Here is a 14839-nt window from a genome sequence, read left to right as displayed (position 1 = left end):
GCTGGCTCAGGGAGCGGGGCGGGTTGCGGTGGGGGCAACGGCGGCACTAGCGGCATTGGTGGCATCGGGGGGCTCGGCCAGCGCGCCCCCGCCCAGCGCGGCATACAGGCTGACTTGGCTGGACAGCAGGGCGCGGCGCAACTGCACCACCTGCTGATCGGCCACCAGCAGGTCGCGCTGGGCATCCAGCACTTCCAGGAAGGCGGCGGCGCCATGGTCGTAGCGCAACTGGGACAGGCGTGCGCGCTCGCTCTGCGCAGCGCGCGCATCCTGCGCAATGGCCAGCTGGCGGGCCAGGGCCTGGCGCGCCACCAGCGCGTCGGACACATCCCGGAACGCTCCCTGCACGGTTTTTTCGTAGTTCGCCACGGCAATGTCGCGGCGCACCTCGGTCAGGTTGAGGTTGTTGCGCAAGCGCCCGCCGTTGAAGAGGGGCAGCGAAATGCTGGGCGAGAACGTCCAGGCCTGGCTGCCGCTGTCGAACAGGCCGGCCAGTTCGGCGCTGGCGGTGCCCAGCGAGCCCGTGAGGGCGACGCGCGGGAAAAACGCCGCCCGCGCTGCGCCGATCTGCGCCTGGGCTGCCTTGAGCTGGTGTTCGGCCGCCATGATGTCCGGGCGCTGCACCAACAGGTCGGAGGGCAGGCCCACGCGCAGCGGCGGCAGGTGCACTTCATCGAGACGCCCCTGAGGCGCCGGCTCCACCGGCGCGCCGACCAGCAACGCCAGGGCGTTGGCCTGCTGCGCGCGGGCCTGTACCAGCTGCGCGCCCAGCGCCTGGGCTTGGGTGAGCAGGGTTTGCATCTGGGTGAGATTCAGCCGCGATGCGGAGCCAACGTCCACGCGCCGCTGGAAGATGCGCAGGCTTTCCTTGCGGCTGGCGATGGCCTGGTGCGCCAGCAGCAGGCGTTCGTCGAGCTCACGCAGCGCCAGGTCGCTCTGGGTGACCTGGGCGATCAGACCCAGCGTGACCGCGTGGCGGGCCGCATCGGTGGCCAGGTAGTTTTCGAGGGCCGCGTCGCTCAGGCTGCGCACCCGTCCCCAGAAGTCGAGTTCCCAGCTGGCCAGGCCCAGCCCCACCTGGTACTGGCTGCCCAGCAGGGGCTGGCGCGTCAGGTTCAGGTCGGCCGGCACGCGCGAGCGGTCCATGCCGGCCTGGGCGCCGATGGTGGGCAGCAGATCGGCGCGCTGGATGCCATAGGCGGCCCGGGCCTCCTGCACGCGCAGCGCGGCGGTACGCAGGTCGCGGTTGTTCTCCAGTGCCTGGGCAATCAAGGTCTGCAGTCGCGGGTCGGTGAAATAGTCGCGCCAGCCGGTGTCGGCGGCCGGTGCACCTGCGTCCGTTTCGGGCATTGCATAGTGGGCAGGCACCGGCAGGGCGAGTGTCTCGTGGGGCGGTGCCATGGAGGCGCAGCCGGCGAGCGCCCAGATGGCGGCCGCCAGGGTGACGGCGCGCAGCGCGGCGGTTTGACTTGCGTGGTGTGGGCTGTGATCCATAGCTATTTCTGCAGCACGTAGGTGCCCGGCGCATCGCCGACCGGTTGGTAGGTGTCTGCCCCCATGCGCGGGGGCTTGACTGGCGCGCCCGAGCGCGCCTTCAGCCATGCCAGCCAGGCCGGCCACCAGGAATCAGGTGTTTCAGGTGCCGCGGCCAGCCATGCGTCGGGAGGCAGGTAGTTGCCGCCCGCCGGTCGGGTCAGCATCTGGTAATGCCGGCGCGGGTTGCCGGGCGGGCTGACGATGCCGGCGTTGTGGCCGCCGCTGGTGAGCACGAAGGTGGTTTCGGCGGGGCTCAGCTGTTGCAGTTTGAACACCGAGCGCCAGGGGGCCACATGGTCGGTCACGGTGCCGACCATGAAGGTGGGCAGTGTGATGTCGCTGAGCGTCACGGGCTTGCCGCCTACCGGGTAGCGGCCTTCGCTGAGGTCATCGTTGAGGAACAGCCGGCGCAGGTACTGCGAGTGCATTTTGGCGGGCATGCGCGTGGCGTCGGCGTTCCAGGCCATCAGGTCGTTCATGGGCGCCCGATCGCCCAGCAGGTATTCGTTGACCAGGCGTGACCACAGCAGGTCGTAGGAGCGCAGCATCTGGAAGGCGCCGGCCATTTGGGCGCCGGTGAGGTAGCCCGTCTCGGCCATTTGGGCCTCCAGCAGGCTGATCTGGCTGTCGTCGATGAACAGGGCCAGTTCGCCGGGCTCGGTGAAGTCGGTCTGCGCGGCGAACAGCGTCATGGAGGCCAGGCGTTCGTCGCCGTCGCGCGCCATGGCCGCTGCGGCAATGGCCAGCAGCGTGCCGCCCAGGCAGTAACCTGCGGCGTGCACCTTGGGACCGGGCACGATGGTGTTGACGGCATCCAGTGCGGCGTGAAAGCCCTGATCCAGGTAGTCGTCCATGCCCAGATCGCGGTCTTCGGCGCCGGGGTTTTTCCAGGAGATGCAGAACACCGTGTGGCCCTGGTCCACCAGGTATTTGATGAGCGAGTTGTGAGGCGACAGGTCGAGGATGTAGTACTTCATGATCCACGCCGGCACGATCAGGATCGGCTCGGGGTGAACGGCCCGGGTGGTGGGCGTGTACTGGATCAGTTCCATCAGGCGGTTTTTCAGCACCACCTTGCCGGGCGTGATGCCCACGTCGCGGCCGACCACGAAATCCTCGACGCCCGCCGGCGGTGCGCCCGCGGCGCGGCGCCTGGCGTCCTCCAGCAGATGGAGCGCGCCCCGCAGCAGGTTGGCGCCGCCTTGCTGCAAGGTGCGGTTGAGCACCACCGGGTTGGTGGCCACCTGATTGCCGGGCGAGAAGATGTCCAGAAATTGCCGCGCAGCGAAGGCCACCATGTCTTCGTGGTGCTTGTCCACGCCCCAGACGCCGTGCGTTGCCGCCGCCCACCATTGTTCGGTGAGCACAAACGACTGGTGCAGAAGGTTGAATGGCCACTGCTGCCAGGCGGGGTCGGCAAAGCGCCGGTCCTGGGTGGGTGTGGCCACGGCATGGCGGGCCTCCTTGTCGGGGCCGGCCGCTATGCGCGCCAGGGCGTATGCCGCCATTTCCTGACCCTGGCGCAGTGCCAGGTGCGCCAGGTCCAGGCAGTGACCTGGCGACGCGGCCAGATGCAGGGCCCAGTCGCTGGCCGCCATCAGGGCGGAGGCGTGGGACAGCGACGCAACGCTGCGGGCCAGGGCCGCGTGGACGGTGGGGTCGAGCCGTTCGGCCATGGACAGGGGGGCGTTCGCAGGGGTTGGCATGAATGGACTCCCAGGTGATGAGTGGGCCGGGTGGTGCAGGGGTACTTTACGAAGGCATCGCACCCCTCGAATTGATATGCATCAATACGCGCCTTATTACCGACCGGTCGGTAGATAATCATGCGCAGCATAGCCAAACGCCGAGACAAACCGATGACCCTGCCATTGCACTCTTTACGCGCTGCCCCGGCCGTCGCACCCCTGCGACAGCGCCTGCCCCCGGAGGTGCGTGTGGTGCAGATTCTGGAGGCCGCGCTGGTGGAATTCTCCGAACGGGGCTTTGCCGCCGCGCGGATGGACGACATCGCACGCCGCTGCGGGCTCTCCAAAGGAGGCCTCTACGCCCATTTCGCAGGCAAGGAAGATGTGTTCGAAGCGCTGCTGACCCGTTCCCTCGCGCCGCCGGACCTGGGGGAAATGCCGGTGCTGGGCGCCGGCGTGCGGCCGCTGGCGCAGTGGGTGGTGGACAAGCTCCATGACTCGCTTGGCCGACCCGGCGCGGTGGCCACGCTGCGCTTGCTGGTGGCTGAAAGCGCGCGTGTGCCGCACCTTATCGTGCTGTGGAAGCGCAACGTGGTGCAGCCGCATCTGAACCTGCTGGGCAGTATTTTGCGTACCCATGCCGTGCAGGAGGGCGTGGTTCCCAGCGTGATCACGCAAGAGCCCTGGCTGGCGCTATCGCCGGTGGTGCATGCCCTGCTGTCGCAGGTGGTGCTGGGCGGCGCCGACCCGAAGGACCTCGACCATTACCGACAGGGCCATGTCGCCCTGCTGTGCGAATTGCTGGACCCGACGTCCCGAATCCTGCCGCAGCCGGTGCCTCAACCTGCGGCGAAGTGATCGAACGAGGCGTAGCGCCTGGCTACGGGCCGCCCCTGTCCATCCACCAGGCGCAGGCCGGGCTTGGCCTCCACATGGCCGATGCGTGTGACGGGCGTGCTGCTGGCCTGGGCCGCGGCGGCCACCGCAGCGCGCCGGGCCACAGGGGCGGTGAAGGCCAGCTCGTAGTCATCGCCCCCGGCCAGGGTGCATTGGTGAAGCAGTTCAGTATCAATTTGGCCTCTAGCGCTTATGGAATAAGCGCTAGCAGCTATTAAATTTATAGTCAACGACGTATCGATGCAGGCCCCTGTGCCCGAGGCGCGCAGGATGTGGCCCAGGTCTCCCAGCAGCCCGTCGCTCACGTCCAGGGCGCTGCTGGCCACGCCGCGCAGGGCCTGGCCCAGCGCCACGCGGGGTGTGGGCTGCTCCAGGCGCAGGCGGGCGGCGGCCAGCACTTCGGGCGGCAGGGCGATGCGCCCTTGTAGCGCCTCCAGCGCCAGGCGCGCATCGCCCAGCGTGCCGCTCACATAGATGTCGTCGCCGGGTTGCGCGCCGCTGCGCAGCAGGGCCTGGCCGGCGGGCACTTCGCCAAACACCGTGATGCAGATATTGAGCGGGCCTTGCGTGGTGTCGCCGCCCACCAGCTCGCAGTCGTGCGCATCGGCCAGTGCCAGCAGACCGCGTGAAAACCCCTCCAGCCAGGCTTCATCCACGCGGGGCAGCGCCAGTGCCAGCGTAAAGGCCAGCGGGCGAGCGCCGCAGGCGGCCAGGTCCGACAGGTTCACGGCCAGCGCCTTGTGGCCCAGGCGCTCGGGGTCCACGTCCGCAAAGAAGTGGCGGCCCTCCACCAGCATGTCGCTGGAGACGGCCAGTTGCATGCCGGGCGCGGGCTTCAGCAGCGCGCAGTCGTCGCCCACGCCCAGGGCCGCGCGGTGCACGGGTCGCGTGAAGTAGCGTGCGATCAGGTCGAATTCACCCATGGAAGTGATTGTCTCCGTGCCGTTCAGGCTGGCGTGCCCCGAAAGCGCTGTGCCGCCTGGCGACTCACCTCGGCCAGCAACTGCTCTTCGCTTTGGCGCTGGCGCAGCCAGCGGGCGTCGTTCTGGCCGGCTTCGGCCTCGGTGCGCAGCATGTGCAGGGCGTTGGCTGCACCTTGCATGGCGGCGTGGCTGGCGATCTGGTCCATGGTCATGCGGATATGGTCGCGCAGCGGCATGTGGCTGCCGGTGGCCGGATCGACATACACGGCGTCCATGCCAAAGCGGCAGGCCTGGAACCGGTTGTAGGTATAGACGAGGTAGTCGTCCTCCTGGGGCATGAAGGGTTGCTCGGTCAGGAACCACGCGCCCAGCGACTGCACGAAACCGGCCAGCGCGGCGGCGCGCTCGATGGTCAGCGGCGTGTCGAATACGCGGATCTCGATGGTGCCGAACTCGGGCTTGGGGCGGATGTCCCAATAAAAGTCCTTCATGCTCTTGACCACGCCGGTGCGTGCCATCTTGTTGAAATAGGCCGTGAAATCGGCCCAGGTCAGCGCAAACGGCGCTCGGCCCGACAGCGGAAACGCGAACACCGAGTTGAGCCGCGCCGAGTCGAACGCCGTGTCCTGCCCCTGCACGTAGGGGCTCGAGGCCGACAGCGCGATGAAGTGCGGGATGTAGCGGCTCATGCGATGCAGCATCAGCAGGGCGGCATCGGCGTCGGGGCAGCCAATGTGCACATGCTGGCCAAAGATGGTGAACTGCTTGCTCAGGTAGCCATACAGCTGCGACAGCTCCTGAAAGCGTGGCTTGTCGTAGATGCGGCGCTCATGCCATTGCTGGAACGGGTGCGTGCCGCCGCCCACCACGGCAATGTTCAGCTTGTCGGCGCTTTTGACCAGTGCATCGCGGATGGGGCTGAGCTGCCCCAGCACCTCGCTGGCCGAATGGCAGATGCCGGTCGAGATCTCGATCATGCTGTTCGTCATCTCGGGCACCACGCTGCCGGGCAGCGGCACCTTGTGCATCAGGCGCAGCATGTCTTCGGCGTAGGGCGCCAGGTCGTAGTCGTGGGTGTTGACCAGCTGCAGCTCCAGCTCGACGCCCAGCGTCAGCGGCTCGGAATGGTGGAAGTCTTCAAGGCTCACGGCTGTCTCCATTGCCGCCGCGCGACAGCGGGGCCCAGGGTTTGGAACTCTCGCCCGCGCGGTAGATGGCCACGGTGGCGATCACGGCGCCCAGCACTTCCATGAGCAAAATGGCCGGCAGTGCCACGCGGGCGATCAGGTGGCCCGTGGAGGGCGAGGCCACCACGAACTGCGATGCGATCAGCAGCGCAATCGACGACATGGGCGTCATGGCGCAGCCCACCCACAGGGCCTGGCGCCAGCTGGCGCCGCTGCCCACATTGCCCAGGCCCACGCCCACCGCCTTGGCCACCAGGCGCACAGCAATCAGCGCCAGCACCACGCCGGCCACCGGGCCGCTCCAGTCGGCCTGCGCCGCCACGGTGGACACCAGCACGAACATCAGCATGGTGAGCAGCGCCGAGGCGCTGCCCAGCTGGCGCGGCCAGGCCCATGGGCGCGGGTGGAGCTGCTTGAGCAGCATGCCGCCCAGCAGGGCTGCCAGCGGCGCCGAGCCACCCATGTGCGCGGCCACGGCGGTGGCGGCGGCGATCAGGGCCAGCAGCAACATCGAGGTGTTTTCGCTGGTGGGGCTCATGAAGCGCAACGCCATGCGCAGCACCAGCGACAGCACGGCCGCCACAATGATCGACACGCCCAGCACTACCATCACGGGATACACGGTGTCCAGCAGCGAGTTGCTCTGGCGGTTGATCTGCTCGGCGCGGGCGCTGCCCAGGGTCAGGGCATACAGGGTGGACAGGGTAGCCAGCACAATGGCGCGCTCGGTCACGGGGCCGGCGGCGCGGGTGTCGGCCACCACGCGGGTCAGCACGGCGGGCGAGGCCGCCAGCGCCACCAGGGCCAGGGGTCCGGCCACATGCGTGGGCATGTCAAGCCACACCATCACCCAATAGACGGCAAAGTAGGTCAGCGCCGATTCTGCAATGCTTTGCACCAGCACCATGGGGTTGTGGCGAAACCAGCGCAGCGGAATGCGCCCGCCACATTCGAACAGCACGATGGAGATGCCCAGCTCCAGCAGGAACAGCCCGGTGCCCTGCAGCGGCCACACGGCCCCGCTGAAGCCTGCCAGACCTGCTGCGGTGCCCACCAGCGAATAGCCAACCACCTTGGGCAGGCCGGTGTGGCGCTGGCACAGGTAGCCCGCAATGGCAGCCACCGCCAGCAACAGCGACCATTGCACCGTGGGCAACCCGGCCGAAGGGCGCAGCCACTGCCCCCAGAAGCTCAGGATTTCATTCATGTCATGGGTCCTCTCCATCAGACGGGCAGCGCCCGGTGGGAGGGAAGGACGGGCAAGGCGCATGGTGGCGCTGTGGTCCTTCCCGGCGTTTGCCTGAATTTACATGCTGAAACGCGCGACCCCTGTAGGACAGGAGCGACCATGTTTCTGCCGGCCAAAAGCCGCCCGAATCAGGCGACCTGGCGTTCAGGCGCGAAGAAGCTCAGCGGTGCCTTGAAGAGGCGGCTCCGCATCGCTGCATAAATGCGTGAACGGTCCACACCACTCACGTTGTGGGCACGCAATGCCAGGCGAAACGCCAGGTAAAAGCTCACACTGACGTTGAGGACGCCCAGCAAAGGAAGGGTGGCGACGGCCCACCAGAACGCACTTTGGTGAACGATGTCCCAGCCCAGTGCCGCAGTGGCCGCGCCCAACTGGCCCGAAGACAGTGTGACATGGCGCACATCCAGGCCCAACCCGAAAAACCCTGCAAACGCCGGAACCAGGCCAAGCATGAAGCCCAGCGAGATGTTGGCGGCAAAGCCCGACAGGTTGTTGCGCAGGAAGCTGGCCCAGCGCGCTGCGCGCTCCTTGCCCAGCCGGGCGGTGATGCGCGGGTTGTAGCGCACGGCCGAATCCAGCCGGTGCAGCACAAACCAGTTTTCGGTCCAGCCTGCGATGATGCTGGAGGCGAACAGCAGCACGCCCGTGAAAGCGGCGAACAGCAGCGATGGCCCCAGCAGATGCAAGGATTCGAGCACATGGCCGGCCTCGCTTGCGCTGATGGCGGGCGAGCCCTTGACCCAGGCGATCAGCAGCGCCAGGCCCAGAACCAGGGGGTACACCACGAGCACGTTGCCCAGCACGGCCGCGACCTGTGAGCGCACCAAGTGGGTCACCTCGTCCACAAAGGACTCGATGGCCTCGCCCGAAGCCAGCTCCTTGAGCTTGGCCGCCATGGCGGGCGCCGTCATGGCCGGCTGCTTGGTGGCCACGGTGAAATGCAGCAACTGCACCAGCACAAAGCTCACCGCATAGTTCACGCCCGCCCAGAAGCCGCTCCAGAACGCCGAGAGCGCCAGCGCATACAGCCCAAACTTGACCAGCGTGGTGATGGCCATCACGGCACCGCCGCCGGCGGCTTTTTTCACCATGGAGCGGTATTCGGCCGCCGTGCGCGTGATGTAGTGTTCGCCCGTTTCGGCGCTGCGCTCGGCCACCTTTGCGGCCAGCAGCGACGAATTGGATGCCAGCAGCGCCCGCAGGCTGCGCCGCTCCTGCCCCACCTCCACCAGATGCGCCAGAAGGCGGGCCGCGGTGACGGCGGGCTGGGGGGACAACAGGCAGTCGAGCAGCTCCCGCACCCGCAGGATGCGGGCACGCAGCTGGCGCAGCCGAAACACCAGATCCACGGAAATGCCGTTGTCCTCGAAGTGGGTGTACACGGTGGCCGCAGCGGCGCGGCAGGCTTCAAGGCGCTCGCGCAGGCGCTGGGCCGCCTCCAGCAGGCGGTCGGGCGTGCGCAGCGCGTGCAGCACTTCCACCCGCAGGCTCTCCACGTCGCGGATGAGCGCATGAAAGGGCTGCGCCTCGCGGGCTGATTCGCTCATGCGCAGGCGCAAGCCGGGCGCAAAGCCGGTCGAGAGGATCTGCCCTGCGCAGTAGGTGATGGCGTCGAGCAGGGCATGCTGCCAGCGGGATGCGCCTTGCGGGCTTTGCGGCGTCAGCAGGGCCGACAACCGATGCATGGTGGCTTCGTCCAGTGCGTAAAGCCACTGTGCATCAAAGGCGCTGGGCAGGGCTAGCACGAACAGTTCCGAGGCGTCGATGGTTTCCGGGCTGCGCGGCAGCAGTTTGTTGCGTATCCGCTCTGCCGCCTCGTTGAGAAGGGCTGTGCCCCTGGCGAAGCCAAAATCGGCCAGCAGCGTGGTGATGTCCACCGAGTCCACCAGTGCAGCCCACCAGGCTTGCAGTTTGAGCTGCACATCGGGGCGCGCCTCGACCGCATCCAGAAACAGCTGCACGCGCGCCGTGGCGCCCGGCACGGAATCGCCCGCGCCACGCACCCAGTTCAGCAGGTCGATCAGCCACACATGGCGCTGCGCCAGCCCGGCCTGCGGGTCCAGCGCCGCGAGCAGGCTTGCCAGGTCGGGGGCGGGCCGCGTCAATGCAGCACCCTTGCACTCATCGGCTGGCTGGAGGCGCCTGGGTGGGTCGCCTCCAGCACAAACAGGGGTATCGGGCAGCTGAACGGCTCACCGTCAACAGTTACGCAATGGAAGGTGCCATGCATGGTGCCGCTGGCGGTGCGCAGGCCGCATCCGCTGGTGTACTGGAACGACTGGCCCGGCTTGAGCAAAGGCTGCTGGCCCACCACGCCCAGGCCCTTGACTTCTTCGGTGTGGCCGCTGGCATCGCTGATGATCCAGTGGCGCGAGATCAGTTGCGCGGGCGCTTCGCCCGCATTCGTGATGGTGATGGTGTAGGCAAAGCGGTAGAGACCGGAGTCTGGCGAGGACTGCTCCGGTAGGTACTGCGGCTGTACTTTCACGTCAAACTGGTACTTGGACATAGATGCATGGTAACTGCGACAATTGCGCCATGAGCCGACCTTTTCGCATTGCCCCTTCGATCCTCTCTGCCGACTTTGCCCGCCTGGGCGAAGAAGTGCGCAACGTCATCGCCGCCGGTGCCGACTGGATTCACTTTGACGTGATGGACAACCATTACGTGCCCAATCTCACCTTTGGTCCCATGGTCTGCCAGGCGCTCAAGCCGCATGCCAGGACGGCCGCCGGGGTGGCAGTGCCGGTGGACGTGCACCTGATGATCCAGCCCGTGGATGCCCTGGCCGCCGCGTTTGCCGACGCGGGTGCCGATTTCATCAGCTTTCACCCCGATGCCTCGGGCCATGTGCACCGCAGCATCCAGGCCATCCGGAGCAAGGGCGTGAAGCCGGGTCTGGTGTTCAACCCGGCCGAGCCGCTGGATGTGCTGGACTGGGTGATTGACGATATCGACCTCATCCTGATCATGAGCGTCAACCCCGGCTTTGGCGGCCAGAGCTTTATTGACTCGGCGCTGCGCAAGATCGAAGCGGTGCGCAAGCGCATCGACGCCTGCGGCAAGGACATCCGCCTGGAGGTGGATGGCGGCATCAAGACCGACAACATCCGCCGCGTGGCCGATGCGGGCGCGGACACCTTTGTCGCGGGCAGTGCCATCTTCGGCAAGCCCGATTACCAAGGCGTGATCGACGCCATGCGCGCGCAGCTGGCCTGATCGCGCCACGGCCCTTCGCCGAGGGGCTCAAGGCGCCGGGTTCAGTTGCCGCTGCACATGCGCCAGCAGTCCGTCGCAGGCATCTTCCAGCAGGTCCAGCACATGCGCGAAGCCCTGTGCGTTGCCGTAGTAGGGGTCGGGCACCACAGGGCTGCTATTGCGCAGGCAGAACTCTGTCATGCGTCGCAAGCGATGGTGCTGTTCCGGGGGGCAACGGCGGCGCAGTTCCGCCAGGTTGTCATGGTCCATGGCCAGCAGCAGATCGAAGCGGAGGAAGTCGCCATCGGCGATCGGGCGCGACCGCAGATCGGCCAGCACATAGCCGCGCAGTAAAGCCTGGGCCTGCGCGCGCGGGTCGGGCGGCTCGCCCTGGTGGGCACTGTGGGTGCCGGCCGAATCGATGTGCACCTGGCCGGCCAGCCCGGCGCGCTCCACGCGTTGGCGAAACACGCCATGGGCCGTGGGGCTGCGGCAGATGTTGCCCATGCAGACGAAGAGAACAGCAAACTGGTCCATTGATCCAAGTATCGCCTCACCAGTGGATGCGGGCACGATGGCAGGGCTGGGCCTGCAAGGCGGGATGGCTGTGTGCCTTGTGTCGGGGGCGTGGCAAATTTCCCTGCGTGATTCATGAGGGGTATGCCATAAGATGGTTGAGCCGTATGCCTTCGTGTATGCAGCGCGGGTCATCCAGCAGCGCCGGGTTGATCCAGGGTGGTATCCATGTCTGCAGACAAACGGGAGACAAGCAAACCATGTTGATCCAGCCGGTGGTGTTGTCGGGCGGTTCGGGCACACGCCTGTGGCCGCTGTCGCGGGAAAAATATCCCAAACAATTGCTCGCGCTCATGGGCGAGGACTCGCTGCTGCAAGCAACGCTGCGCCGGTTTGACGGCGTGGCTGGTGCCGACAGCGCGCCACCGCTGGTGGTGTGCAACGAGGAATACCGCTTCGTGGTGGCAGAACAATTGCGACTGATTGGCAAGCCAGGCCGCATCGTGCTGGAGCCGGTGGGCCGCAATACCGCGCCGGCGCTCACGCTCGCGGCGCTGGCTGCGCAGTCCGACGGCGGCGACCCGGTGCTGCTGGTCATGCCTGCCGATCACGTCATTACCCAGCCCGCGGTGTTCCAGCAAGGCGTGCGCCATGCTGCCCGGCTGGCGCAGGAGGGCGCCATCGTCACTTTCGGGATCACCCCGGATCGACCCGAGACGGGCTACGGCTACATCCAGGCCGGCGCCATGCTGAACGAAGACGGTGCGCGCGCCATCGCCCGTTTTGTTGAAAAACCCGATCTCGCCACGGCCGAAGGCTACCTGCAAGCGGGCGATTACCTCTGGAACAGCGGGCTGTTTGTGTTGCGGGCCTCGGTCTGGTTGAAAGCGCTGGCGTTGTGCCGTCCCGACATCCTGGCCGCTTGTGAAGTGGCGTGGAAAAACGGCGCTGCCGACCTGTCGTTTCTGCGTGTGGATGCGGCGGCGTTTGCTGCCTGTCCGAGTGACTCTATTGACTATGCCGTGATGGAGCGTTTGGCCGGCGCGAAGGCAGTGGCCGGCCTGCCATCGGGTGTGGTGGTGCCGCTGTCGGCGGGCTGGTCCGATGTGGGTGCCTGGGATGCGCTCTGGCAAATCCTGCCCAAGGATGACGACGGCAACGTGGTGCAGGGGCGCACGCTGATGCAGGACAGCTCCAACACGCTGGCCCTGTCATCCGGGCGCCTGCTGGCTTGCGTGGGCGTGCAGGGGTTGGTCGTGGTGGAAACGCCCGACGCAGTGCTGGTGGCCGATCAGCGCCATACCCAGGATGTAAAAAAAATTGTCGATCGCCTCAAGCGCGATGGCCATACCGAGGGCTTGCTGCACCGCAAGGTGTACCGCCCCTGGGGCTGGTACGACGGCGTTGACGGGGGCGAGCGCTTTCAGGTCAAACGCATCATGGTCAAGCCCGGCGGCAAGCTGTCGCTGCAGATGCACCACCACCGTGCAGAACACTGGATTGTGGTGCGCGGCACTGCGCGCGTGACCAAGGGTGACGAGGTATTCCTGTTGTCCGAGAACCAGTCCACCTATATTCCCCTGGGCGTGACGCACCGCCTTGAAAATCCCGGCCAGGTCGATCTGGAGATGATCGAGGTCCAGTCCGGCGCCTATCTGGGTGAGGACGACATCGTGCGGTTTGAAGACCTGTATGGGCGCTGATTTTCGCGCTGGCCCGGCGCGCAGACACTATCTTTCATGACCACAGAGCGAAAGCCCCAACACATTCTTCTGACCGGCGCCGCCGGTTTCATCGGCAGCCATGTGGCCGAGCGCCTGCTGCAGCGCGGCGACCGGGTTCTGGGCCTGGACAACCTCAACGACTACTATGACCCCGCGCTCAAGCGGGCCAGGCTGCGGCGCCTCGAAGGGGCGCCGGGCTTTCGTTTCGTGCAGCGCGACCTGGCCGACCGCACGGGCATGGCCGAACTGTTCGCCGCCGAGCGCTTTGACAGCGTCATCCACCTGGCCGCCCAGGCCGGTGTGCGCTACAGCATTACCCATCCCCATGCCTATCTCGACGCCAACCTGACGGGCTTTGGCCATATCCTGGAAGGCTGCCGCGCCCAGGGTGTCGCGCACCTGGTGTATGCCTCCAGCTCCAGCGTCTATGGCGGCAACACCAAGATGCCGTTTGCTGAAACGGATGCGGTGGACCACCCCGTGAGCCTGTACGCCGCCACCAAGAAGGCCAACGAGCTCATGGCCCACACCTACAGCCACCTGTACGGATTCCCTACCACCGGGTTGCGCTTTTTCACGGTCTACGGCCCCTGGGGGCGGCCCGACATGGCCTACCACCTCTTCACCCGCGCCATCCTGGCCGGCGAGCCGATCGCGGTGTTCAACCACGGGGACATGCGGCGCGACTTCACCTACATCGACGACATCACCGAGGGCGTGCTGCGCGTGCTGGATCGGCCCGCCACGCCCGAGCGCGCGGGCGCTGCCCCTTACCGCGTGTTCAACATCGGCAACAGCGAGCCCGTGCAGTTGCTCGATTTCATCGGCTGCATTGAAAACGCGCTGGGCACAACGGCCATCAAGCAGCTGCTTCCCATGCAGCCGGGGGATGTGCCGGCCACCTATGCCAGCACCCAGGCATTGCAGGACTGGGTGGGGTTTGCGCCGTCCACGCCGCTGGCCGAAGGCATCGGGCGTTTCGTGCGCTGGTACCGCGCGTACTACGACCACACCTGACATTTTTCTGCCGATGGACGCGATGGGCTGCGTCCCGGAGATGCCCTGAAGGGTGGGCGCGGGTTGCCTGGCTGGATGGCGCGGTTGTCCGGCAATGGCGCCGCCACAACCCGCCGAATTCGCGTTGCCATAAATGCGTTTACGCGCGAGATTCGTCAGGGTATGCTGCATTGAGGTTGGGCCATATTGGCCATAGCCGTGCAAACGATATAAGGGGTTGCACCATGCAGAAATACGTTTCAGTGTTCCTGGGGGCTGCGGGCCGGGTTGTGGCAATGGCTGCGCTGGCAGCAGCGGTGGTTGGCTGTGCGGATATGCGCGCAGGGGATCATCCGGCCGCGCCGGTCAGGGCGTCCGCCCCCGATTACAACTACATCGTCGGGCCCGGCGATACGCTCAACATCATCGTGTGGCGAAACCCTGAACTGTCACAGATTGTGCCGGTTCGTCCTGATGGTCAGGTGTCTACGCCCTTGGTTGATGGGCTCGTCGCGCAAGGTAAAACCTCGGCGCAGATCGCTCGGGATGTGGAAAAGGAGCTGGGTAAATACGTGCGGGACCCAGTCGTCACTGTCATCGTGACGGGCTTCGTCGGCCCCTACAGCGAACAGATCCGCGTAGTGGGTGAGGCGGCCAAGCCGCAGTTCCTTCCCTACAAGCAAAAAATGACGGTCCTCGATGTGATGATTGCGGTAGGGGGGTTGACCGATTTTGCCGATGGCAACAGCGCTACGCTTGTACGTACGGCCGAGGGCAACAAGCGTTACACGGTGCGCCTGAATGATCTGGTCAAGCGCGGCGATATTGACGCCAATGTGGAAGTGCTTCCCGGCGATATTCTCATTATTCCCCAAGGGTGGTTTTGATTGGCCTGCGCAAGGATTGGTGGCTAGCAAGCGTC

At 66.3% G+C, this 14839-nt stretch carries 13 protein-coding genes; 5 read left to right on the top strand and 8 right to left on the bottom strand.

Going from position 1 to position 14839, the window contains the following annotated elements; translation table 11 throughout:
- Positions 1–6 precede the first annotated feature (6 nt).
- Entirely contained in the window at positions 7–1494 is a 1488-nt protein-coding gene (locus CCX87_RS17435) for an efflux transporter outer membrane subunit (RefSeq protein WP_087747860.1), read from the bottom strand.
- A gap of 2 nt (positions 1495–1496) precedes the next feature.
- Positions 1497–3242, bottom strand: coding sequence for an alpha/beta fold hydrolase (locus tag CCX87_RS17430; RefSeq protein WP_087747859.1), 1746 nt, complete (start codon positions 3240–3242; stop codon positions 1497–1499).
- A gap of 153 nt (positions 3243–3395) precedes the next feature.
- Here CCX87_RS17430 and CCX87_RS17425 point away from each other — a divergent pair, with 153 nt between their 5' ends.
- Positions 3396–4082 (top strand): TetR/AcrR family transcriptional regulator, encoded by a 687-nt coding sequence (locus CCX87_RS17425; RefSeq protein ID WP_087747858.1) that lies wholly within the window; start codon positions 3396–3398, stop codon positions 4080–4082.
- Here CCX87_RS17425 and thiL read toward each other — a convergent pair.
- The 5 genes from thiL to apaG form a co-directional block, all read right to left on the bottom strand.
- Positions 4064–5044, bottom strand: coding sequence for a thiamine-phosphate kinase (gene thiL / locus CCX87_RS17420; RefSeq protein ID WP_087747857.1), 981 nt, complete (start codon positions 5042–5044; stop codon positions 4064–4066). The two genes, CCX87_RS17425 and thiL, sit on opposite strands and share 19 nt — an antisense overlap.
- Positions 5045–5067: 23 nt before the next feature.
- Entirely contained in the window at positions 5068–6192 is a 1125-nt protein-coding gene (locus CCX87_RS17415) for a YbdK family carboxylate-amine ligase (protein ID WP_087747856.1), read from the bottom strand.
- Positions 6182–7438 carry a cation:proton antiporter gene (locus CCX87_RS17410; RefSeq protein ID WP_087748454.1) on the bottom strand — a complete coding sequence of 419 codons (1257 nt, stop codon included), beginning with the start codon at positions 7436–7438 and terminating at the stop codon, positions 6182–6184. Before CCX87_RS17410 ends, CCX87_RS17415 begins: the two co-directional genes overlap by 11 nt.
- Positions 7439–7608: 170 nt before the next feature.
- A complete protein-coding gene (locus CCX87_RS17405; RefSeq protein WP_087747855.1) occupies positions 7609–9588 on the bottom strand; it encodes a site-specific recombinase in 1980 nt (659 codons plus the stop codon).
- Positions 9585–9992 carry a Co2+/Mg2+ efflux protein ApaG gene (gene apaG / locus CCX87_RS17400; protein WP_087747854.1) on the bottom strand — a complete coding sequence of 136 codons (408 nt, stop codon included), beginning with the start codon at positions 9990–9992 and terminating at the stop codon, positions 9585–9587. Before apaG ends, CCX87_RS17405 begins: the two co-directional genes overlap by 4 nt.
- 29 nt (positions 9993–10021) lie before the next feature.
- Between apaG and rpe the strand changes: the two genes are divergently transcribed.
- The gene (gene rpe / locus CCX87_RS17395; RefSeq protein ID WP_087748452.1) at positions 10022–10702 is read left to right on the top strand and encodes a ribulose-phosphate 3-epimerase; all 681 of its coding nucleotides are present in this window, start codon (positions 10022–10024) and stop codon (positions 10700–10702) included.
- 27 nt (positions 10703–10729) lie between these two features.
- Here the strand turns inward: rpe and CCX87_RS17390 are convergent, their stop codons facing one another.
- Positions 10730–11218, bottom strand: coding sequence for a low molecular weight protein-tyrosine-phosphatase (locus tag CCX87_RS17390; RefSeq protein WP_087747853.1), 489 nt, complete (start codon positions 11216–11218; stop codon positions 10730–10732).
- Positions 11219–11457: 239 nt separating this feature from the next.
- Between CCX87_RS17390 and CCX87_RS17385 the strand changes: the two genes are divergently transcribed.
- From CCX87_RS17385 to CCX87_RS17375, 3 genes are all read left to right on the top strand, one after another.
- Positions 11458–12900: a mannose-1-phosphate guanylyltransferase/mannose-6-phosphate isomerase gene (locus tag CCX87_RS17385; RefSeq protein ID WP_087747852.1), complete on the top strand. Its 1443-nt coding sequence runs from the start codon at positions 11458–11460 to the stop codon at positions 12898–12900.
- A 36-nt stretch (positions 12901–12936) separates the two neighbouring features.
- Complete coding sequence (locus CCX87_RS17380; protein ID WP_087747851.1) at positions 12937–13938, top strand: NAD-dependent epimerase; 1002 nt, start codon at positions 12937–12939, stop codon at positions 13936–13938.
- Between the two features lie 224 nt (positions 13939–14162).
- A complete protein-coding gene (locus tag CCX87_RS17375) occupies positions 14163–14804 on the top strand; it encodes an XrtA/PEP-CTERM system exopolysaccharide export protein (RefSeq protein ID WP_087747850.1) in 642 nt (213 codons plus the stop codon).
- Positions 14805–14839 lie beyond the last annotated feature (35 nt).

The organism is Acidovorax sp. T1, from assembly GCF_002176815.1.
In the GTDB taxonomy this organism is placed as follows: domain Bacteria; phylum Pseudomonadota; class Gammaproteobacteria; order Burkholderiales; family Burkholderiaceae_C; genus Acidovorax.
The sequence above is the reverse complement of the archived record's forward strand: the minus strand, read 5'-3'. Positions and strand labels throughout refer to the sequence as shown.